Source organism: Prevotella sp. P5-64, from assembly GCF_002251285.1.
Classification (GTDB): domain Bacteria; phylum Bacteroidota; class Bacteroidia; order Bacteroidales; family Bacteroidaceae; genus Prevotella.
Window position 1 is genome coordinate 1 of sequence record NZ_NPJK01000053.1, and the last position, 23,453, is coordinate 23,453.

At 56.6% G+C, this 23,453-nt stretch carries 17 protein-coding genes; 9 read left to right on the top strand and 8 right to left on the bottom strand.

Annotated features, from left to right (window positions below):
• The first annotated feature begins 273 nt into the window (after positions 1-273).
• The 6 genes from CIK87_RS09810 (at position 274) to CIK87_RS09835 (ending at position 9,757) form a co-directional block, all read left to right on the top strand.
• Complete coding sequence (locus tag CIK87_RS09810; protein ID WP_094387023.1) at positions 274-882, top strand: RNA polymerase sigma-70 factor; 609 nt, start codon at positions 274-276, stop codon at positions 880-882.
• A gap of 462 nt (positions 883-1,344) precedes the next feature.
• Entirely contained in the window at positions 1,345-2,508 is a 1,164-nt protein-coding gene (locus CIK87_RS09815; RefSeq protein WP_094387024.1) for a TlpA disulfide reductase family protein, read from the top strand.
• A gap of 208 nt (positions 2,509-2,716) precedes the next feature.
• Positions 2,717-3,238, top strand: a complete 522-nt coding sequence (locus CIK87_RS09820) for an NUDIX domain-containing protein (RefSeq protein ID WP_094387034.1) — start codon at positions 2,717-2,719, stop codon at positions 3,236-3,238.
• A 2-nt stretch (positions 3,239-3,240) separates the two neighbouring features.
• Positions 3,241-6,504 carry a glycosyl hydrolase gene (locus CIK87_RS09825; RefSeq protein WP_254046543.1) on the top strand — a complete coding sequence of 1,088 codons (3,264 nt, stop codon included), beginning with the start codon at positions 3,241-3,243 and terminating at the stop codon, positions 6,502-6,504.
• A gap of 301 nt (positions 6,505-6,805) precedes the next feature.
• Complete coding sequence (locus CIK87_RS09830; protein WP_094387036.1) at positions 6,806-8,149, top strand: anaerobic C4-dicarboxylate transporter family protein; 1,344 nt, start codon at positions 6,806-6,808, stop codon at positions 8,147-8,149.
• 189 nt (positions 8,150-8,338) lie between these two features.
• Positions 8,339-9,757, top strand: a complete 1,419-nt coding sequence (locus tag CIK87_RS09835; RefSeq protein WP_094387037.1) for an aspartate ammonia-lyase — start codon at positions 8,339-8,341, stop codon at positions 9,755-9,757.
• A 138-nt stretch (positions 9,758-9,895) separates the two neighbouring features.
• On the opposite strand, the gene CIK87_RS09840 is transcribed toward CIK87_RS09835, so the two are convergent.
• Positions 9,896-10,729 (bottom strand): AraC family transcriptional regulator, encoded by an 834-nt coding sequence (locus tag CIK87_RS09840; protein ID WP_158216233.1) that lies wholly within the window; start codon positions 10,727-10,729, stop codon positions 9,896-9,898.
• On the opposite strand from CIK87_RS09840, the gene CIK87_RS14390 reads away from it, so the two are divergent.
• The 3 genes from CIK87_RS14390 to CIK87_RS09855 all read left to right on the top strand — a co-directional run bounded on the left by CIK87_RS14390 (position 10,728) and on the right by CIK87_RS09855 (position 16,035).
• Positions 10,728-11,069, top strand: a complete 342-nt coding sequence (locus CIK87_RS14390) for a hypothetical protein (protein WP_158216234.1) — start codon at positions 10,728-10,730, stop codon at positions 11,067-11,069. The two genes, CIK87_RS09840 and CIK87_RS14390, sit on opposite strands and share 2 nt — an antisense overlap.
• 170 nt (positions 11,070-11,239) lie before the next feature.
• Positions 11,240-13,117 (top strand): hypothetical protein, encoded by a 1,878-nt coding sequence (locus CIK87_RS09850; protein ID WP_144008174.1) that lies wholly within the window; start codon positions 11,240-11,242, stop codon positions 13,115-13,117.
• A 74-nt stretch (positions 13,118-13,191) separates the two neighbouring features.
• Entirely contained in the window at positions 13,192-16,035 is a 2,844-nt protein-coding gene (locus CIK87_RS09855) for a C10 family peptidase (protein WP_094387027.1), read from the top strand.
• A 162-nt stretch (positions 16,036-16,197) separates the two neighbouring features.
• Here CIK87_RS09855 and CIK87_RS09860 read toward each other — a convergent pair whose 3' ends face one another.
• The 7 genes from CIK87_RS09860 to CIK87_RS14545 all read right to left on the bottom strand — a co-directional run.
• Complete coding sequence (locus tag CIK87_RS09860; RefSeq protein ID WP_094387028.1) at positions 16,198-16,689, bottom strand: pyruvate ferredoxin oxidoreductase; 492 nt, start codon at positions 16,687-16,689, stop codon at positions 16,198-16,200.
• Positions 16,679-17,191: an RNA polymerase sigma factor gene (locus CIK87_RS09865; protein ID WP_094387029.1), complete on the bottom strand. Its 513-nt coding sequence runs from the start codon at positions 17,189-17,191 to the stop codon at positions 16,679-16,681. Before CIK87_RS09865 ends, CIK87_RS09860 begins: the two co-directional genes overlap by 11 nt.
• 73 nt (positions 17,192-17,264) lie before the next feature.
• Positions 17,265-18,050 (bottom strand): acetylglutamate kinase, encoded by a 786-nt coding sequence (gene argB / locus CIK87_RS09870; protein ID WP_254046544.1) that lies wholly within the window; start codon positions 18,048-18,050, stop codon positions 17,265-17,267.
• Entirely contained in the window at positions 18,051-19,943 is a 1,893-nt protein-coding gene (gene speA, locus CIK87_RS09875) for a biosynthetic arginine decarboxylase (protein WP_094387030.1), read from the bottom strand. It abuts the gene before it with no gap.
• Positions 19,940-20,473, bottom strand: coding sequence for a shikimate kinase (locus tag CIK87_RS09880; protein ID WP_094387031.1), 534 nt, complete (start codon positions 20,471-20,473; stop codon positions 19,940-19,942). Before CIK87_RS09880 ends, speA begins: the two co-directional genes overlap by 4 nt.
• Entirely contained in the window at positions 20,470-22,794 is a 2,325-nt protein-coding gene (gene topA / locus CIK87_RS09885) for a type I DNA topoisomerase (RefSeq protein WP_094387032.1), read from the bottom strand. Before topA ends, CIK87_RS09880 begins: the two co-directional genes overlap by 4 nt.
• Before the next feature lie 436 nt (positions 22,795-23,230).
• Positions 23,231-23,453: hypothetical protein (locus CIK87_RS14545; protein ID WP_216822757.1), on the bottom strand; the 223-nt coding region annotated here is incomplete at its 5' end.

The following is a 23,453-nucleotide window of genomic DNA, read 5'->3' on the forward strand; positions in this document are numbered from 1 at the left end:
TTATTTACAAACTTTATGTCACAGTTTCGCATCGGAGTATATTCTTTTTTTCGTGGTAAAGTTAGTAAATATTTATAAATCAAGCATATACAAAGCTGTTTTTCTAATGGCGGTCATTAGAAAATGACAAGAAACTTTTTCTAATGACCGATTTGGGTTAAATTCATACTTTTGCACCGTCAATCGTGATGCAAGCGGTCGCCGGAGCCATCTATATAATATATAATAAGGTGTAGCACGCCCGTGGTGACTGAATAAAAAAGTGTAAAAACCATGCGTTTCTATAAGGAACAAAGCGAACTCTTTGAGGGAATACAGAACGGCGACGCCGATGCTTTCGAGTATGTCTTCAAGACGTACTACCCTCGTCTGCGCAATTATGCCAACCGCTTTGTGAGCGATAGCGACGACTTGGAAGACATCCTGCAGAACTGTTTCATCCACCTGTGGGAACGCCGAGACAGCATCACGTTCATCTCCATTTCATCTCTGCTCTTCACCATGGTGCGCAACGGCTGTCTGAACTACCTCAAGCACCAGACGATGGTCAACGGCTACGAGGCAGGCTCGCTCAGCAAGATACCCGGGGCAGAAGAGCTCTACAGCACCGACATGAAGGGCACCACCGACAGCGACACGCTCTACAACGAACTGACCCGACAGATAGAGCAGGTCATGGAAGAATTGTCGCCGCGCTGCCGCGAGATTTTCACCATGAGCCGCTTTGAAGGACTCAAGAACCGCGAGATAGCCGACCAGCTGGGCATCTCGGTCAAGGTGGTCGAGAAGCACATCACCAAGGCGCTTGCCGTTTTCCGCACCCATTTCAAAACGGGCAGAGCCTCCGCGCTGCTCCTGCTATGGCTCATCGCCATGGCATAATCGCCTCCCCCTCTCTTATTCCATCTCTGCCACGCGCCCCTCGACCTTGGGCGCAGTACTGCGCGTATTCAGCTCGCTGCCAATGGCTTCGGCGAGATCGGAGACCGTCATCACGACTGCCGTGACCACCGCTGGCGGCTCGTAACATAAGGTACGTACGCTCGTGACGCAAGGCACGAAGCCGCGTAACAAAAGGCACGAGCCCACGTACCTTATGTTACGAGCCCGCCATGATGGCCCCCACGCCGGCGGCGGCACACTCCACGACTGGCAACCCGCTTTCTGCCGAGCCTACCGCCCCTCCACGACCGCCTACCGCCCCTCCACGACCGCCAGGCAAGCCCTCCACGGGAGCCGACAGAACGGGCTGGTTGGGGGCAATGACCAAAAAAAATGCAATTTAGTTTTGTATTTCACTCGGTTTGCACTACCTTTGTAGTGGAAAAAGTAAACAAGACTGAAATGAAGATATCCAAAATCATGTCTTTCATGGCCGTGGGCGTGGCTGTGCTCGCGCTGTCGGCCTGTGGCAACAAGAAGTTTGAGGTCAATGGCAACATCAAGGACGCCAAGGACTCCACGCTCTATTTTGAGAACCTCAGCCTCAACGGACCTGTAGTCCTCGACTCTGTCAAGTTAGGCGAAGACGGTGCCTTCGACTTCAAGGCCGACGCCACCGATGCCCCCGAGTTCTACCGTCTGCGTATAGCCGGCCAGATTATCAATGTCGCCATCGACTCTACCGAGACCGTCAAGTTCAACGCCTCCTACCCCACCATGTCGGCCGAATACGAGGTCGAAGGTTCGGAGAACTGCGTGAAGATACGTGAACTTGCCCAGAAGCAGCTGCAGCTGCAGCGCACCATCAATGCCCTCGTCGCCAACCCCGCCTTGGGCGTAGACAGCGTGGAAGTGGCTGTGGCCAGAGTGCTCGCCGCTTACAAGGAAGATGTGAAGCTCAACTATATCTACAAGGAGCCGATGAAGAGCTATGCCTACTTCGCGCTCTTCCAGACCTATGTGCTGGGCAACCGTCAGGCGCTCATCTTCAACCCTCGTCTCAACAGCGACGACATCAAGGTCTATGCTGCCGTAGCTACCAGCTGGGACACCTTCCACCCCAATGCTGAGCGCGGCACCAATCTCCACAATATTGCCATCGAGAGTATGAAGGACCAGCGCATCGTGCGCAACGAGCAGGTTGCCAGCCAGATTGACGCCAGCAAGGTGCAGGTGGCTGGACTCATAGACCTCGCCCTCACCGACAACAAGGGTGTGACCCGCCGTCTCACCGACCTCAAGGGCAAGGTGGTGCTGCTCGACTTCCATGTCTTCGCCAGCGAGCAGAGCACCAAGCGCATCATGATGATGCGTGACCTCTACAACAAGTATCATGGCCAGGGTCTGGAAATCTACCAGATTTCGCTCGACCCCAATGAGCACTTCTGGAAGACACAGACTGCAGCGCTGCCCTGGATAAGCGTGCGCGACGAAGCCGGCACCTCTGCCCGCACCTACAACATCATGGGCATTCCGTCGTTCTTCCTGATAGACCGCAACAACAATCTCTACAAGCGCGGAGAGCAGGTAAGCGACATCGACGCCGAAATCAAGAAACTGTTATAAGACCACGGGCTGCCGGGACATAACCTCCAGCCTGCGCTCTATGATATAACGAGAACTTTAAGCATTCATAAAAACATCATCAACCGATGAGCGACCTCTGGTGTGAACCACGGGTCGCTTTTTTTTGATTTACAACTATGTTTTATGATAAAAGAGCGGCGTCATCGGCGTTTTTTTCGTAATATTGCATATTAACTTGTCAACTGCGATGGATATACTTACACGATTCAAGCATTGCCCCGTGTGTGGAGGCAGTCTCCAACCCGACTCAGCGAAGAGTATGCGCTGCCACAACTGTGGCTTCGAATACTTTGTCAATGCCAGCGCAGCCTATGTGGCGCTCATCTACGACGAGCGTGGCAGGCTGCTCGTGGTGCGCCGTCGCTGCGAGCCCGCCAAAGGCACGCTCGACCTGCCAGGAGGCTTTGCCGACATGGGCGAGACGGTAGAAACTGGCGTGGCGCGCGAGGTAAAGGAGGAAACGGGGCTCACCGTGACCGCCATGGACTACCTCTTCAGCCAGCCCAACCGCTATCTCTACAGCGGCATCGACATCCCCACGCTCGACCTCTTCTTCCGCTGTCGCGTAGACGACATCTCGACGCTCGCTGCCGGCGACGACGCCGCCGAGACCCTCTGGCTCGCCCCCGACGAGATACACCCCGACGACTTCGGGCTCACCTCTATCCGCGAGGGAGTGAAACGCATAATCAACAACAATCAGATATAAACATGAAAAATATCAGAACCATCTTACTCGCCATGGCCCTGACCACAGCTACAGGCAGCATGGCACAGAGCGACCTGCAACAGCAGTTTGCCAACCCGCCCCAAGAGGCGAGACCTCGTGTGTGGTGGCACTGGATGAACGGCAATATCTCCAAGTATGGCATCAAGAAAGACCTGGAGTGGATGCACCGCGCCGGAATAGCCGGTATCCATGTCTTCGATGCCGGTCTGAACACGCCGCAGATAGTGCCCCACCGCATCACGTACATGACGCCCGAGTGGAAAGATTGCTTCCGCTACGCCGTGCACATTGCCGACTCGCTGGGCATGACGATGGCCATCCCCAGCTCGCCAGGCTGGAGCAACACGGGCGGTCCCTGGGTCACTCCCCACGATGCCATGAAGAAGATCACGTGGCGCGCGGTGAGGGTAAAGGGTGGCAAGAAACTCACCGTCAATCTCCCCGGTATCTACACCACCACCGGACACTTCCAGAACGTAGAAAACACCAACAGCCCTGAAACCTTCAGTCAGCAGATAGGCATCGTGGCAGTGCGTATGCCCGATACCGACATCGATATAGCCTCTCTCAACCCCACCATCACGGTGAGCAAGGGTGAGCCCACGGTGGCACAACTCACCGACGGCGACTACAGCAAGGGTACCCGCGTGGAACCCGACGCCGAGGGCAACATCTGGGCACAGTACACCTTTGAGAAGCCCGTAACCATCAAGGCGCTGTCGCTCTCGGACGGCAACAACCGCAGTACCTGGAACAGCTGGTCGGCACCGCTGTACTACCGCTTGGAGACGAGCAACGACGGCAAGACATTCACCAAGGTATGCGACATCCCGCAGAGCGGTACGTTCCAGCAGACCATCGACCTGTCTCCCACCACGGCACGCTGCTTCCGCGTGGTATGCCAGCTGCCGCAGAAAGACAAGCAGGGCGAGTATGTCAACCTGATGGAGTATAACCTCTACACCACCAGCCGCATCAACTTTGCCGAGGAGAAGGCTGGATTTACCTCCTTCGGCGACCTCGACCAGTACCCATCACGCCCCGACAGCGACGTGTCGGCTGCAGGCGATGTGGTGGTGCTCACCGACAAGGTCGACGCCGACGGACGCCTCACCTGGAACGCCCCACGTGGCAACTGGGTCATCTACCGCTTCGGTACGTCGCTCTTCGGTTCGCGCAACGGCCCTGCCTCGCCCGAAGCCACGGGTCTGGAGGTCGACAAGATGGACCGCGAGGCTGTGCACAAGTATATCGAGCACTATATAGACCTCTATCGCGACGCCTCTGGCGGCAACATCGGCAAGCGCGGCATCCAGTATCTGCTCATCGACAGCTACGAGCCCGGCAAAGCCACATGGACCCTGCAGATGCCGGCACAGTTTGAGCGTCGGCGCGGCTATAGCATCTATCCCTGGCTGCCCGTGCTTACCGGCGTCATCGTGGGAAGCGTGGAGCAGAGCGAGCAGTTCCTCTACGACTATCGCCAGACCATCGGCGAACTCATGGACGAGTCGCTCTACGCCGAGGTGGCTGATGCCGCCCACCGTCATGGCATGAAAATCTATATCGAGTCGCACGAGAACGGACGCCAGATGCTCGCCGACGGTATCAGCGTCAAGGCGAAAGGCGACATCCCTATGGGCGCCATGTGGGCAGAGAAGCGCGCCGACCTGAGCATGTATGAGTGCGACCTGCGCGAGACCTCCTCTACCGCCCACATCTATGGCAAGAAGTATGTGGCTGGCGAGTCGTTCACCGCCGACGGCCGCCACGAGATGTGCTATACCTTCTATCCCGGCAACCTCAAGCCCATCGCCGACTACATGATGTCGTGCGGTCTGAACCGCTTCATCATCCACGAGAGCGCCCATCAGCCCGTCGACGACCGCAAGCCCGGACTCGCTTTAGCCATCTACGGCCAGTGGTTCAACCGCCACGAGACCTGGGCAGAGCAAGCCCGCCCATGGACCGACTATCTCGGCCGCTCCAGCTACATGATGCAGCAGGGCAAATACGTGGCAGACATCGCCTACTACTATGGCGGCGACAACAGCGTCACCGGCCGCTTCGCCCACAACCATCCCGCCATTCCCCGTGGCTATAACTTCGACTACGTGAACCCCGGCGCGCTCATGGACGTGTTCGGCTACGATGGACAGAAGCTCACTACCAAGGCAGGAATGAGCTATCGACTGCTGGTAATAGACCGACAGGTGACACGGATGACCGTCGACGAGCTCAAGGCGATAGCCCGCCTCGCCAAGGCTGGCGCCCCCATATGCGGCAAGCGCCCAACCATACAGCCCAACCTCAAGGGCAACGACGCCGAGTGGCACCGCCTGGTGGCAGAGATATGGGACGGCAACCGCGCCAACGTGATGGAAAACCTGTCGATGGAAGAGGCACTCGCCAAGACGGGCGTGGCTCCAGACTTCAGCTTCGTGGCAGCCGACAAGGACAAGGCTACACCCGACAGCATACGCTGGATGCACCGCCGCACGGCAGACTCGGAAATCTACTGGGTAGCCAACGCGATAGACCAGCCCAAGCGCATCACTGCCTCATTCAACGTGACCGGCAAGAAGCCCATGCTCTGGAACGCAGAGAACGCCTCCATCAAGCCCGTGGGCTATACCATGGCTGACGGCCGTACCAGCATCGACCTCGACCTCGACCCCTACGGTGCACTGTTCATCGTCTTCACCGGACCTACCGACGAGAAGCATCTGGCCATCTCCCACGCCGAGGAACAGGAAGTGATGACGCTCGACAACGACTGGCACGTCTACTTCGGTGGTGTGCAGGACACTCCCGAGAGCATCGAGATGCCCACCCTGCGCTCGCTCACCGAGAGCGATGATGCCCAGATACGCTACTTCTCAGGCACGGCTGTCTATACCCGTGACTTTGACGTCAAGGGATATAACAAGCGCGCCACCTACCGCCTCGACCTGGGCGGAGTGGGCTGCATGGCAGAGGTTTACCTCAACGGCCAGATGCTGGGAATACTCTGGAAGGCGCCCTACGCCATCGACATCACGCCCGCACTCAAGAAGAAGGGCAACAAGCTCGAGGTGCGCGTCACCAACCTGTGGGCCAACCGCGTCATAGGCGACAAGCAGCCCGACAAGAAGAAACGCTACGCATGGGCATCCTACAACAATGCCTTCAGAGCTTCGTCGAAGCCTCTCCCCGCAGGTCTGCTGGGCGGCGTACGCCTGCTCTGCACCCCTGCCGGCAAGTAGCACCCCCACCCTCCGGCCCACCGCCGGAGGGGAACACATAGACACGATGCCGCCGAAGCGCCGCACCCGACCAGACATGACATAGAGCCACGCAGCATGGTCGGCGGCGGACTTCGGCGGCATTGTCGTATGGATGCAGCCCCGCCCCACGCGAAAAATCTTTTGCCCGCGGCCAACAATAATCATGAATTTATAGGCAGAGTCTGAAGAAAATGGCGTATATTTGCACTTGATGCCCGCCACAATCTACGGCAAAGGCACATCATCGACCTCAAACCTAAAAACAGAGAACCTAATCATCATGGCGACAGCTATCATACTCCTACAGTTTGCCATCGTACTGGCACTGATATTCAAGGGCGCCCGCACGGGCGGCATAGGACTCGGCATCTATGGCATGGTAGGTGTGTTCATCCTCGTCTTCATCTTCGGACTCAAGCCCGGCCATCTGCCCATCGACGTGATGCTCATCATCGTGTCGGTAATCACGGCGGCAGCCACCCTGCAAGCCGCCGGAGGTCTGGACTATCTCGTAGGACTCGCCGCCAGGTTTCTGCGCCGCCACCCCACCCACATCACCTACCTCGGCCCACTCACCACGTGGCTCTTCTGCCTCGTGGCAGGCACCGCCCACACCTGCTACTCCCTCCTGCCCATCATCTCTGAGATTGCCACCAACTCCAAGATACGCCCCGAGCGGCCGCTGAGCGTCGCCACCATAGCCGCCTCGCTCGGCATCACCGGCAGCCCCGTATCGGCAGCCACCGCAGCCGTCATCAGCACCGACCTGTTGGGCGGCGCGGGCATCGAGTTGAAGCACATCCTCATGGTCTGCATCCCCGCCTCGCTGGTGGCCATCATCGTGGCTGCATGGGTACAGAACCGCATAGGCAAAGAGCTGCACGAAGACGAAATCTACTGCGAGCGCGTGCGCCAGGGGCTGATACGGCCCGAGCAGGACCTCCGTCTGATAGACGAGATGAACAAGAACCCCGACCCCAAGGCCAAGTATGCCGTGCTGGCGTTTCTCACAGGCGTAGTGCTGGTGGTGCTCTTTGGCAGCATCCCCACCATGCGGCCCGCGTTCATGATAGATGGCGAGCTGCACCGCGTCACCATGCCCGAGACCATCGAGATCGTGATGATGTCGACCGCCGCGCTCATCCTCACCGTGAGCAGAGCCAGCGTGCAGACCGCCGTCAAGGGCAATGTCTTCGACGCGGGCATGTGTGCCCTGGTCGCCATCTTCGGCATAGCCTGGATGGGTGACACCTTCTTCAACGGCAACCTCGCCTTCTTCAAAGACCACATTGCCACCATCGTCACCCTCTATCCCTTCCTCTTCGCCATAGCCCTCTTCATCATGTCTATCATGCTCTTCTCCCAGGCTGCCACCGTGCGCACCCTCTACCCTTTGGGCATAGGCCTCGGCATCCCGCCACTGGCGCTCATCGCGATGTTTCCGGCGGTCAACGGCTACTTCTTCCTGCCCAACTACCCCACCACCGTCGCTGCCATCAACTTCGACCGTACCGGCTCGACGCGTATAGGGCGATTTGTGATTAACCACTCTTTCCAGCTGCCCGGCATCATCACCACCGTGGTATCCATCGGCGTGGGCTATCTCATCATCCAGTTCATGTAGCACCGTGACGGCCACTGCCAAACTGCCTGAAACCAAAGAAAAACCGGCAAGGGATAGTTTTTTACAAATAAAGGTTCGTTTTTTATAAAAGGAATATGAACAAATAGGCGTAACTTTGCCCCAGTAAATACCAAGATGATGGTTACACCCATCACAGACACGAATACAAACAATATAACCATTTATATTATGACAGACGAAAAGAAATTCAGAGTAGAGGCCGACCTCTTGGGCGAACTCAACGTTCCCGCCGACGCCCTCTATGGAGTGCAGACACAGCGCGGTATCAACAATTACCACATCTCGCGCAAGACTATGTGTGACTATCCAGACTTTATCATCGCCATCGCGTACGTCAAGCTGGCTGCCGCACAGACCAACCACTCGCTCGGAGTCATCAACGACGAAATCTCGGGCGCCATGGCCGAAGCCTGCCGTGAGATTATCGACGGCAAGTGGCATGAGAACTTCCCCATCGACATGGTGCAAGGCGGTGCCGGTACATCGGTCAACATGAATGCCAACGAGGTGATAGCCAACCGTGCACTCGAAATTCTTGGCCGTCAGAAAGGCGACTACCAGTATGTATCTCCCAACGACCACTGCAACTGTGGCCAGAGTACCAATGACGTCTACCCCACCAGTATACGCCTTGCGCTTATCCGCATGAACCTCCATCTGGTCAAGGCATTGACCGGACTCATCAGCGCCTTCCGCTACAAGGGCGAAGAGTACACCGACACCATCAAGATGGGTCGCACACAGCTGCAGGACGCCGTGCCTATGACTGTGGGTCAGGAGTTCAAGGCCTACGCCAACAACCTGGAAGAGGAAATCCTCAACCTGGAGCGCAACGTGAAACTGCTGCACGAAATCAACATGGGCGGTACTGCCATCGGTACCGGTCTCAACGCCGTGCCTGGCTTTGCCAAGCTCTGCGCAGCCAATCTGAGCAAGCTCACCGGTGAGAATTTCATCTCGGCCAGTGACCTCGTAGAGGCTACGCCCGATACCGGCGCCTATGTGAGCTATTCGTCAGCGCTAAAGCGTCTTGCCATCAAGCTCTCTAAAATCTGCAACGACCTGCGACTCATGGCTTCAGGTCCCCGCTGCGGTCTCAACGAAATCAACCTGCCTCCCAAGGCTCCCGGTTCATCCATCATGCCCGGCAAGGTGAACCCCGTCATCCCCGAGGTAACCAACCAGGTCTGCTTCAAGGTCATCGGCAACGACACCACCGTGAGCTTTGCCGCCGAAGCCGGCCAGCTGGAGCTCAACGTGATGGAGCCTATCATCACAGAGAGCCTCTTCGAGAGCCTCACTTGGCTGAGGAATGTCATCGAGACCCTTACCGAAGAGTGCATCCTCGGTATCACCGTCAACAAGGAACACTGCTACGAGATGGTCAAGAACAGCATTGGCATCGTGACCGCCCTGAACCCCATCATCGGCTACAAGAAGAGTTCGATGGTAGCCAAGGAAGCCCACGATACCGGCCGCTCGGTCTATGACATCGTTATCGAGAAGGGACTTATGACCAAGGAAGAGCTGGACAAAGCCCTCGACCCCAAGGAGATGCTCCAGTCGCACAAGTTTACGCTGAAGTAATGTAATCCCAATATATATGTATGTAAAGAGCCTGCAGGCCGACACCCCTCATTCTCTCGGGGTTAGGCTTGCAGGCTTGTTTTGTTTCAGGATGGCTGCGGCGGGCACAGCGATGACTCGCAGGGAGCCATCGAGGGTCTATCGGTTGCGATAGGCTATGGGCGTCATGCCCGAGCGCTGCTTGAAGAAGTTGGTGAGGGCACTCTGGTCGCTGAAGTTCAAGTGGTCGGCTATCTCGCCCATGGTCATGTCGGTCTGGGTAAGCATATTGCAGATTTCCTTGTAGAGCAGCGAGGTGACGTGGTCATTGATGGTAGAGCCGCTTATCTCCTTGACCAGCCGGGAGAGATAAGGGGCAGACAGATTGAGCTTGTCGGCATAGAAACGTATCTGGCGTTCCTTGCGGAAGTTGCGATAAAGATGGTGGAGGAACACTTCGTAGACCGCCTTCTTATGCCCCAAGTCGTGGGAGATAGAGCGCTGCGTGTAGGGCAACTCGTCGATGATGAGGCGCAGCACGTTGACCATGCTCTGTATCATCTCTATCTTGTTGATGTGCTGGTGGCGCACGATATCGCGCATGAAGTGGAAGATATCCTGCATGCTCTTGTATTTCTCGTCGGTGAGGCGGTAGTGGGAGGCGTGCGGCGCAAACGACTCGTCGACCAGCACGCACTCGGCTTCGAAGTCGGGCGACACATCGCGCAGCTGCGCCGTGTCGCGGACCGACACCACCAGGAGCGAAGCCCGAGAGAGAACCGCATCGGGCCCCTCGCCGTCGGCGTCGACGAGCCGGCAGCTGCCCCGCTCCACCAGCAGCAGCTTGGTGAAGAGCGTGTGCTCGGCCATCATTTCGACGAGCGTCGCGCCCTCCCCGGCTGTGACAGCCAAGTGGGCGGCATAGGCACCAAATATATCGCTGAGATGATATTGGGTGGCAAAATCCTCCAGGTTGTATATCTTCTGGTTCATGCCATTAGAGTCTTCATGGTCAGAGGCGCTTGCTGCATGGCTGCACGGCAATGCCGCAACGGAGAGCGGACCTGCGCCCCCGACATTTGGGGCAAAAGTAACAATAAAATCGCAGAAACAGGCGGCTTTGGCGCCTATTTTTACGTTATCCCCCTCAATTCTTACTCCCGAAGCCATGGCGGCTGTCGCCGAGGGCGTGGCGGCGACCCTCGTGACCATCCCGACGACCGCCGAGATGCCCTCGGCGGCAGCACCGACAATCATAAAGACGGCAAAAGCGAACACGAAGCTAACAAAAATCACCGAAAATCATGACAAATGTCAGAAAAACAGGCAGTAAAGTGATATTTCTGGAGTAAATACATGGTTATTTTGTAATATTTTGTTACCTTTGCGCCACCAAAAATGATAATTCCTGCCATCTTCGGCATCACCACAGTGAAAAGAGACTGCCCGGAGAGGGCAAACTTACGGATAATGAGGAAAGAAACAAATCTAAAACAGAACGATATGACAAAAAAACTACTCATGATGGCAATGCTCCTTTCAGCATTTGCCTTTGCAGTTCCGGCATCGGGCCAGGACGACAATGTGACCGTGGTAATCGACGAGAACTTCGACTCCTTCACCGAGGGTAGCGAAGACGCTCCCGCCACTACCGACATCGGCGGCTACAGCGGCAAGCTCTATAAACTGGGTTGGAGCGGCAGCAGTTCCAAGGTCTATGAAGCCGGCGGCAAACTCAAGGTTGCCGGTTCGGGAGCTCTCGAGACTGGCAATCTGAAGAAAGCAGTATCTACCCAGGTGCTTAAGATTACAGCCCGTGTGCGTGCCGCAGCCGACTACGGAGAAGCCATTACCTTCGCTGTGGGCTACTCTTTCAAAAATCAGGTGGTCTTCAACGACAACAAGTGGCATGACGTGACATTATATGTAGGATCTGTGTCATCCAGCTCGAGATTAAAGATTACCCCGCTGCTCGAAGGCTTCTTCATCGACGAAATCAAGGCAGTCACCAGCCCCACTATTGTGGCTGTACCCGTGCCCGAGCTGCCCTCACAGGCCGACGGCGTGTCCTTCACCGCCAAGTGGGCCCACGACCGTACCAATAAAGACTATCTGCTCGATGTCTACTCCAAGGCCGACAATGGTTCCAAGGAGTATGTGCTCAAGGACGAGGTGGTAAAGGTAGTGTCTGCTTACGCCAGCACCGTAGAGAAGAAGGTGGAAGGACTGGACGCCAGCAAGACCTACTACTACACCGTGCGCGGCCGCAACAAGAATGGCAACGTATCGGACTACTCTGACGAAATCGAGGTCATCCGCGTGCTCAAGAGCATCGACGCCCCCAAGGCCATCGCTGCCACAGGCGTGACAGCCACCTCCTTCAGAGCCAACTGGGAGGCTGTGGCTGAGGCGAAGAGATATGCCGTGAACCTGACCAAGACCAAGACGCTGCAGGCTGCCACCACGGTCAAGGTGCTGGACGATGACTTTGCCAAGGTGACCATGGGCTCGCTGGAGAAAGTGGAGTTCGGACTGCTGAGCGATTTTGACAGCTATACCAAGACCCCCGGATGGAGTGCAGTAGACTTTGCCCTGGCTTCGGGATACATGGTACTGTCGCCCTATAGCAAGACAAGTTCGCTGACCACACCCAAACTGGACCTCACAGCCGACAACGGCGCTTGCACCGTGAACTTCAACATGGCAGAGGGCGCCTATGGCCACTACACCTCAGGCAGCAAGGTCACCGTGAGTCTCTATGACACCGACCCCAATGTCGACGGATTTGAGGGCACACCTCTGGAGAGCAAGACCGTGACCACCAACAAGGGATTTGCCGACTACAAGGTAGAGTTTACCAAGGGCGCAGCCACATCGTACATCATGTTCTCGTACGAGAACGGCAGCACCACCAACAAGATATTCTTCGACGCCATCAACGTGGAGCAGAAGATGCCCGCCGGTGCTAAGGTGACCACTGCGATAAGCGTCAACGAGACCGAAGATACCTACTACGACTTCACCATCGACTCGCCCGAGGACAACACCGTATACAGCTATACCGTGAACGCCATCGGTCTGACCGTAGTAGACGGCGAGCTGGCCGACCTGTACTCTAACGAGTCCAACAAGATAGAGGTGAGTCTGAGTGGTTCGGTAGGCATCGACAACGTGGACAACCAGGGCGACGTAGTGGTCAAGGCCGACAACGGCACCATCAGCGTAAGCCTCGCCACAGCCGGCCGCATAGCCGTGTACGACCTCACCGGCCGTCTGATTGCCCAGACCTATGGCAAGGCTGGCGCCAACACTCTGAGCGTGGCCCAGCGCCAGGTGGTAGTGGTTCGCGCCGCCAACAAGTCATTCAAACTGGCACTTTAATAACCCCCTATAAATAATAAAGGTAGTCCGCACGCCCATAGAGGCACGGACTGCCTTTTTCAAATTTAATCCCAATGATACGCAGATTATCCATTCTTTTCCTGCTCATAGCAGTGACCGTGGGCCACATGATGGCCAATCCCGTCACCCAAGCCCAGGCAGAGCAGATGGCACGCAGCTTCATCACACAGCGCCCCAACGCCTCTGCCAAGACTGTGCTGCGCCACATGGCTGTGGCAAAGTCGGGTGCCAAGGAGATACAACCCTACTACGTGTTCAATGCCGGCGATGACGAGGGCTTTGTCATCGTCTCGGGCGAGGACCGCTTTGCCAATGTCATAGCCTATGCCGACCGCGGCCGCTTCACCCTCGACGGCGCACCTGCAAGCCTGCGCTCGTGGATGGAACTCTACGCCCGCTACGTGGAAGCCTACTGGCACAACGACTCGCTGGCTGCCGACACCCCGGCACGCGCCGGCGCCAAAGTGGTGGTGGCTCCGCTACTCGACAACATACGCTGGGGTCAGGACGCACCCTTCAACGACATGTGTCCCACCTATAGCGACGGAGGCAAGACCGTGCACTACTACACAGGCTGTGTGGCTACGGCAGCTACGCAGATTATGCGCTACTACAAATATCCCACCCGCGGAACAGGCGAGAAGACCTGCACCGTTAAGGGTATAGAACTCTCTGCCAACTTCGGCGAGACCACCTATGACTGGGACAACATGCTGGCTTACTACAAGCGCAACGGCATATTCTCTATCGCCCAGCGCGACGCTGTGGCTAAGCTGGCAGCCCACTTCGGCGTGGCTGTAGAGATGGAATACGAGAAGGCTGGCAGTGGCGCCTCGCCCATGATGGTGCCCGGCGCGCTGAAGAACTATTTCGGCTACGACAAGCACGTCACCCTGCGCAAGCGCAGCTACTACGGCACCACCGAGTGGATGAATATCATCAAGGCTGAGCTGGACGCCGGACGCCCCGTCTACTACGGCGGTGCGAGTGATGCCGGACAGGGTGGCCACGCCTTTGTCTGCGACGGATATGATGACAACGGCTATGTGCACATCAACTGGGGATGGTATGGCGACAGCAACGGCTACTTCCTCGTAAACCGTCTGAACCCCTCGGACTTGGGCGAAGGCGGTGGAAGCGGTGGCTACAACCGCGACCAGGAGATGGTGACGGGCATACAGCCTGCCACCGAGAGCGAAGGCGATGTGGAGCTGCCCCTCTATGGCAGCGTGAGACTCTCTATCACTCCCTATGGCGGCAACTCGTTCAGCCTGATGACCATCCTCGAAAACCTCGATACCGACGACTTCGACGGTGCTCTGGCAGCTGTCATCACCCAGAACGGCGTCATCAAGAAGGTGCTCAAGGAGGAAAGCCTCAACGTGAAAGGCTATGCTGGCAGCAAGTCGGGAACAGCCTATGTGACCATGCGCGACATCACCGCCACAGCCGACGGACTGGCTGACGGCGCATACGAAATCCGCTTTGCCTACAAGGCCAAAGGCGCCAAGACATGGCAGGTGGTGCGCCACTATACGGGATTCCCCAGATATGTAGACATGACCGTAGAGGGCGGCAAGGTGGTGCTGGGAGAGGTTCACGCCGTGACACCACGCGTAAAACTGCTCGCCCCAATCACATGCAACAACGAGATACACGCCGGCGGAGCTGCGCTCTTCAGAGTGAAGCTGCACAACGGCGGCGATGATATGCAACTGAAATCGGTGGTGGTGGCGATGACCTCGAAAGCCAACCCCGAGGAGGTAATCACCGGCAAGATTTCGGCAAGCGTATACGAGGAGAGCGACTATAACGCCTCGGTGCTCGTGGCTCTGCCAGAGACTGCCACACCGGGCAGCTACACCGTCACAGCCTATGCCGAGGGCTACGAGGCATATCCCTTTGACGACAGCGCCGTAGGCCGCACCGAGGTAGAGGTGCTCGACAAGACCTCAGACCCCATCCTGGGCGTCACCCAGCGCATGGAATGGACCACAAACGACGCTGCCCAAACCCTGAAGCAGGGCGATATGCTCATGCTGGGCTTTGTGGTGCGCAACTTCGGCGCTGCGGGCAAGGCTGGCGTGGTAACCCGTCTGCAGGATGTCAATGACCCCGAGCATAGCTACGTGCTGCGTCAGACCGACTATACCTTCAAACAGGGCGAAGAGAAGACCTTCACACTGGGACGCTATCTCAACATCGACGCCGGCACCTATACACTCGCTGTGACAGCCGTCGGCGAGAACGGCAAGGCGCTCACCATCGCCCAGCCCGAAGTGAAGACCACTGTCACCATCGCCCCCAACAGCGAACTGGCGATTAAGGTGAAGAGCATGAAGCTCGACAACGTGCTCTCGCCCGGCAAGAAATCTGCCGGCCAACTGGTGGTACACCTTAATAAAGACTATTCCAACTATGTCTATCTGCGTCTGCGCCAGTTTACCAATACCGGCGGCGAACTCGTATTGATGAAGCGCATCAGCAACGGAAAAGCCGGTGATGACGTGACCTTCAACTTCAACTACACCCCCACCGTGGCTGTAGGCACCTATATGCCTATGGTGGAGTATAAGTCGGAGAGCGGCTCGTATGTGGGTGCCGACGGACTGGCCAACTACTACCGCGAAATAAGCGTGGTGGATGCCACAGGAGTGGATGAAATCACAACAGAGGCTTCGGCTGCGGGAGCAACCATAAGCTGCCGCGAGGGCGTGGTAAGCGTAAGCACCGCCGAGGGCGTCAGCGTGGTAAGGCTGAGCGTAGCCTCGACCGCCGGAGCCACCGTATGGAGCGGAAAGGCAAACCAGGCCGACCTGAACAGCCTGCCCCATGGAGTATATGTCGTGAGCGTTTATACCAATAGAGGTACCGTAACCCGCAAGGTGTGTCTGTAAAGGCCCACCCTGCGAGTAACCCAAATAAACAAGGGATGCCACTCAGTGAGCGGCATCCCTTTTCTACGTTAGTATGTTATGAAAAATTTGAGAGAAAATAGAAACTTCACAGTTTCATTCTTTTGTTTTACTAAACATGATTTTATAGAGAAAGCATAGAAATTATCTTTTCATAATCGGCGTCGTACAGACCTCGGAAGGCTGCACGTTGGACTGCGGCATAGTGTCGAGCACAGCCGAGTCGGCTCTTGCCACCGAGTGCATCTGCTGGATGCGGTTGTAGTTGGTGGCTCCTCTGCCGATAACAGGACCATTGTTGTCAAACGACATCTGGAAGGCGTTGCTCAACGTGAGGATGATGGCCACCACGGCAGCTGCCTTGAAGAGAGGTCTCAACCGCTGGGTCATAGTAATGACGCGGGCCTTGACCTGCTTGGGCTCTTCGGTCATGGCGAGCATACGGGCGTCGAAATCGTCGCCCAGCACGTCGGTCTTGGGCTCAGTGGCCTCGTAGACGAAGAGTGCCTGGTACTTGGCCAGCTCGGCAGGTACAGACTTCTGACTGAAGAAAGCCTTGAGAATGCTTTCTTCTTCGACCGTAGTCTCACACGCCCAGTAGCGCTCCAGCAATTGTTTGATATAGTTATAGTCCATAATTGTCAAAATCATTAAATTTCTGCTTGATGGTCTGGCGGGCTCGGAAGATATTCACCTTGACCTGTTCCTCGCTTATCTCCATCATGCGAGCAATTTCCTTGTACGTTTTCCCTTCAAAATCGCGCAGCTGCATACACATACGCTGCTTGTCGGGAAGAGCATTGACCAGGCGATGAACCAGCTCGACTCTGTCGCTTTGCGCCGCTCTCTCATCGGGAGTCGACGCGCTGTCGGCCTTGTCTTCCGGCAAATCGGGGGTGGAATCGCTGAGGTGGGAGCTCTTTCGTATGTAATCCAACGCAAGGTTCTTGCAGATGGTAGTACAGAAAGCCTCTATAGACTCTATCTCGCTCCACGTGTCGCGCCTGTTCCACACCTTAATCATCGTTTCCTGCACGATATCCTCTGCTTCGGCCTTGTCAAGCGTAATGCGGAGCGCCACTCTGAAAAGCATATTCTTCAGGGGGAGTATATCGTCGCGAAAACTGATAATCTTCATCGTTGCTCTATTAATAAGACGTTTGTTGGAAACTAAAGTTACAGTTGTAGGGATATTTTTTCGATTTTAACACTTAACGGATAATTGTTCCCTGTTGGCCGTCGATGGCATCGGCTTGGGTGATGACCACCCTGGCGACGCCCTCGTCGATGGCTGCGAGCGCATTCTCTACCTTGGGAATCATGCCGCCGGCTATCACGCCATCGGCCACGTATCTATCGAAGTCGGCGCGGGTGATGGTGGGTATCACGCTGTTGTCGTCGGCGGGGTTGCTCAGCACGCCGCGCTTCTCGAAGGCGTAGATGAGCGTGACCTCGTAGTCGCGGGCCACCGCGCAAGCCACCGTCTTGGCGATGGTGTCGGCATTGGTATTGAGGATATGGCCTTGACCGTCGTGGGTGAGTGGCGCCACCACTGGGGTGACTCCCGACTCGACCAGCCGGGCTATCATCTGACCGTCGGCAGCATCGACATCGCCTACGAAGCCATAGTCGACGCCATCCTTGACCGGACGCTTATGGGCACGGATGATATTGGCATCGGCGCCGGTGAGGCCGATGGCATTGACGCCTATGGCTTGCAGTCCAGCCACGATATTCTTGTTGACCAGTCCGCCATAGACCATCGTGACCACTTCGAGCATGGCTGCGTCGGTGATGCGTCGGCCGCCCACCATAGTCGTCTCGATGCCCAGCGCCTCTGCCACCTTGGTAGCGCGACGCCCGCCGCCATGCACCAGAATCTTGCGGCCCGGGATGGCGGCAAAGTCGGTGAGCAGACGGCTGAGCGCCGTGGCGTCTTCGACCACGGCACCGCCGACCTTGACCACCGTTATTGTTGTTTTGTTGTCTTTCATCATTTATTCCAGATAGGTATATCCATAAAGTCCAGAGCGATAGTTGGACAGGAACTCCTTGCCCTCCTCGAGCGAGATTTTACCGTTCTTGACGCTCTTGGTCACCCAAATCTCGAGCTGGCGCACCAGCTTCTTCGGGTTGTACTGCACGTAGTCGAGCACCTCCTCGACGGTCTCGCCATCGATAATCTGGTCGATGTGGTAGTGGCCGTCCTTGACGCTGACGTGCACGGCGTTGGTGTCGCCAAAGAGATTGTGCATGTCGCCGAGTATCTCCTGATAGGCACCCACAAGGAAGACGCCGAGGTAGTAAGGCTCGTTGCGGCGCAAGGCATGAAGGGGCAGCACATGAGAGAGGTGGCCCTCCTTGACAAAGTTGGCTATCTTGCCATCCGAGTCGCAGGTGATATCCTGCAGGGTTGCGTTGCGCGTAGGCCGTTCGGTAAGGCGCTGAATGGGCATTATGGGGAACAGCTGGTCGATGGCCCACGAGTCGGGGAGGCTCTGGAACAGCGAGAAGTTGCAGAAATACTTGTCGGCGAGCAGCTTGTCGATATTGCGCAGCTCTTCGGGCACGTGCTTCATCTGCTTGGAGAGCGTATTGATTTCATGGCATACGCTCCAGTACATGCTCTCAATCTCGGCACGGGTCTTGAGGTCTACGATGCCATGAGAGAAGAGCTCGAGGGCCTCGTCGCGTATCTGCTCGGCATCGTGCCAGTCTTCGAGCATATTCTTGGAGTTGAGGTTGTCCCATATCTCGTAGAGGTCCTTGACCAACTGGTGGTCGGAGTCCTTGGCCTCAAACTCCTCGGGCATCTCGGGCAGGCTGGCGGTCTCGAGCACGTCGATAACCAGTACCGAGTGGTGTGCCGTCAGCGACCGGCCGCTCTCGGTGATGATGTTGGGATGGGCTATGTCGTTCTTGTTGGCTGCGTCGACGAAGGTATAGACACAGTCGTTGACATACTCCTGGATAGAGTAGTTGACCGAGCTCTCGCTGTTGGCCGAGCGGGTGCCGTCGTAGTCCACTCCCAGTCCGCCGCCACAGTCGACGAAGTCCACGTTGTACCCCATCTTGTGGAGGTTGATGTAGAACTGAGCCGCCTCACGCAGCGCGGTCTGTATACGTCGTATCTTGGTAATCTGGCTGCCAATGTGGAAGTGGATAAGACGAAGGCTGTCGTGCAGACCCTTCTCATCAAGGATGCGCAGGGCGTCGAGGAGCTCCGAACTGGTAAGTCCGAACTTCGACGCATCGCCTCCGCTCTCGGCCCATTTGCCCGAACCGCTCGATGCGAGCTTGATGCGTATGCCCAGGTTAGGCTTCACGTTGAGCTTCTTGGCTGCGCGGGCGATGATGTCAAGCTCGTTGAGTTTCTCGACAACGATAAAGATGCGCTTTCCCATCTTCTGGGCCAGCAGAGCCAACTCGATGTAGCTCTGGTCCTTGTATCCGTTGCAGATGATGAGCGAGTCGCTCTGGCACTGCACGGCTATCACGGCGTGGAGCTCGGGCTTGGAACCCGCCTCAAGTCCCAGATTGAACTTGCGGCCGTGCGAGATGATTTCCTCGACCACCGGCTGCATCTGGTTGACCTTGATGGGATAGATAATAAAGTTCTGTGCCTTGTACTCATACTCCTCTGCCGCCCGCTTGAAGCAGTTGGCGGTCTTCTCGATACGGTTGTCGAGGATATCGGGGAATCTGAGCAGCAGCGGGGGCGTCACGTCGCGCAGCGACAGCTCATCTACAATCTCGCGCAAGTCTATCTGGGCTTCATCCTTACAGGGAGAGACGCTGACGTTGCCTTCCTCGTTGATGTCAAAGTAAGAAGCTCCCCAGCCTTTGATGTTATACATCTCGCGAGAGTCTTCGATGCTCCATTTCTTCATATTCCAAGTTCGTTTTTTAGTTGTTGGGTGGTAAAATGTATCTTCTTAAAATCGTCCATGACGCTTACGTCGATGGTATATTGGGCTTTGGTGTAGTAGGGTTCGCGCTCGGCGAGCTGGCGGGTTATGTACTGGCGCACCTCTTCGGGCGTTTTGTTGAGCAGCAATGGTCTCACGGTGTGTCCCATGCTCAGATGCTTGTACAGCACGTCTGGCGACGCCTTGAGATAGACCGTTGCGCCCTGGCGGTTGAGGTAGTCCATGTTGTCGAAGAAGCAGGGAGTGCCGCCACCACAACTGATGATGACGTCCTCAAACTCTGCCACCTCGTGGAGCATATTGTGCTCGATGCGGCGGAACCCTTCCTCGCCGCGCTCGTCAAAGATTTCCTTGACGGTGTGGTGCATACGGCTCTCGATATACCAGTCGAGGTCGTAGAACCTCATCCCCATGTCGCGGGCAAGCGCATTGCCAAGCGTGGTCTTGCCCGCGCCCATATATCCTATAAGAATAATACGCGTGGGGGTCATTTCTTGCGGCGAGCTTTGGGTTCGGGGGCTTTGTCTACGATTTCCTTGCACTCGGCGTAGGTAAGTTGGGCGGCGCGCTCATGCAGGCTCTTCGGCAGACGATAGTTTTTGCCGTCGCAGGTGATATAGGGACCGAAGCGGCCATTGAGCACCTGCATCGTGGAATCTTCTTCAAACGACTTGATGTGGCGCTGGCGCTCCTGCTCGCGCTTCTCGGCGATGAGCTTGATGGCATCGGCGAGCGTTACTGTCATCGGATCCATCTCTTTAGGCAGTGATACATACTTGCCGTCATGCTGAACGTAGGGACCGAAACGACCTGAGCCGATGGTGACGATGTCTCCTTCGTACTCGCCGATATTGCGGGGCAGACGGAACAGCTCGAGAGCCTCGTCGAGGGTGATGGTCTCGATGCTCTTGCCCGACGGCAGCTGCGCAAAGCGTGGCTTCACCTCGTCGTCGGCGCTGCCTATCTGCACTACAGGGCCAAAGCGTCCTATCTTGACGAATACCGGACGATGGGAAAGAGGGTCTACACCCAGTTCGCGCTCACCTGCCTTATGCTCCGAGCGGGCGTTCATCACCTTGCGCACGGTGGGCTCGAAGTCGTGGTCGAAGTTGTGCATCATACTGGTCCACTCTTCGTGGCCTTCGGCTATCTGGTCAAACTGGCTCTCCACCTTGGCGGTGAAGTTGTAGTCCATAATCTCGGGGAAGTGCTCCATCAGGAAGTCGTTGACCACGGTACCGATGTCGGTGGGCAGCAGCTTGCCCTTCTCCTTGCCTGCCACCTCGGTGCGGGTCTTCGATACGATGCGGCTGGCGCTCAGCGTGTCGGTCACGTACTGCCGCTCTTCGCCCGCCTTGTCTCCCTTGACCACATACTCGCGCTGCTGGATGGTAGAGATGGTCGGCGCGTAGGTAGAGGGTCGTCCTATGCCCAGTTCTTCGAGCTTCTTGACCAGGCTGGCCTCGGTATATCTCACGGGGCCTTGTGAATATTTCTCTGTCGATGTGATTGTCTTGCGTTCCAGAAGGTCTCCGGCCGAGAGGGCGGGCAGAGTGTTGCCGCCTTCATTGTCCTGGTTCTCGTCGTCGGTAGACTCGTGATATACCTTGAGGAATCCGTCGAAGGTAACCACCTCGCCGTCGGCGATGAACTTCTCCTCCTGTCCGTCGATGTCTATCGTCACTACCGTCTTCTCTATCTCCGACTCAGCCATCTGCGATGCCACGGTGCGTTTCCATATCAGGTCGTAGAGGCGGCGCTCCTGCACGGTGCCCTCGATGGTCTGCTCCGATATATAGGTAGGACGTATGGCCTCATGGGCTTCCTGCGCGCCCTTACTGTGGGTGTGGAAGTTGCGGGTGTGGCTGTACTCGGCTCCCCAGAGCTGGGTGATGGCGTCGCGGCTGGCTGCCAGAGCGAGCTTGGACAGGTTTACGCTGTCGGTACGCATGTAGGTGATTCGTCCGTTCTCGTAGAGATGCTGCGCCACCATCATGGTCTGGGTCACGGTATATCCCAGCTTGCGGGCGGCCTCCTGCTGCAGCGTAGAGGTGGTGAAGGGAGGTGCGGGCATACGCTTGAGCGGCTTCTTGCTTACCGAACCAACGGTAAACTGGGCCTTGCGGCAGCGCTCCAGGAATGCTACAGCCTCTTCGCGGGTGGCAAAGCGCTTGTCGAGCTCGGCTTTGACCTCGGCGATGTGGCCTTCGGCCTGGGGCACGGTGAAGACGGCGCTCACGCGATAGTAGGGCTCGCTCACGAAGGCCTGTATCTCGCGCTCGCGCTCAACGATGAGTCTTACAGCCACGCTCTGCACGCGTCCGGCAGACAATGCGGGCTTCACCTTGCGCCACAATACGGGCGAGAGCTTGAATCCCACGAGTCGGTCGAGCACTCGGCGTGCCTGCTGGGCATTGACGAGGTTCATGTCGAGATGGCGGGGATGCTCGATGGCATCAAGGATGGCGTTGGGGGTAATCTCGTGGAATACGATGCGGTTGGTATTGTCCTTGTCCAGGCCCAACACCTCACACAGATGCCAACTGATGGCCTCTCCCTCGCGGTCTTCATCGGATGCCAACCACACGCGCTGTGCCTCCTTGACCTGCTTCTTGAGCTCGCTCACCAACTTGCGTTTCTCCTCAGGTATCTCGTAATCGGGCTCCATCGTCTTCTCGTTGATGGAGAGCGTCTTCTTTTTCAGGTCACGTATGTGGCCGAAACTTGACATGACCTTGTAGTCCTTGCCAAGAAACTTCTCTATGGTTTTAGCCTTTGCGGGGCTCTCTACAATCACCAAATTCTCGTGCATAGTAAATCATATTTGTTATTTGAAGCGCAAAAGTAGACAAAAAAATCGCTTATACCTTATTATATAGGTGTTTTTTTGATTTTTTTAAGGATTGCGGCGCTTCTCGCCATGACAAAGCCCACTTGGGCGACTATCAGCACAGGCAACGAGGGCATGACGGCGGTGCGCGAGATGACCTCCTCCTACCCCGTCGGCATGGCAAAAATCGCGGCGATGAACTTCATACTGATTTCAGGGTCTGAAACGGTCGTTGCAAACCATGATTTCTGCGTTGCACGACCCGATTTCTGTATTGCACATCACGATTTCTGCATTGCACGCCACGAACTCGGTTTCACTTTGACCTCCAGATGTTTTGACAATACTCTCCGACGCGCCGCGGTGGCAAAAATCGCGGCGGAAAACGACCTCTTTCGCGGCGGAAAAATCTGCGGCGTCAGCGAAGGTCATCACGGCTCTCGCAGAGGTACCCTCCACGCTCGCCGGGACACCCTCCACGCTCGCCAAGGTACCCTCCACAGATGCCGAGGTCATCAGCTTCTGGAGGAAGGTGGATAGGGAGTGGCGAAAGGTGGGTAGAGGATGCGGGAAGGTGACAAGAGACTATGGGGAGGTGGGCGGAAGTTGAGGGAAGATGGGTAGAGGAGGTGGGGAGGTGG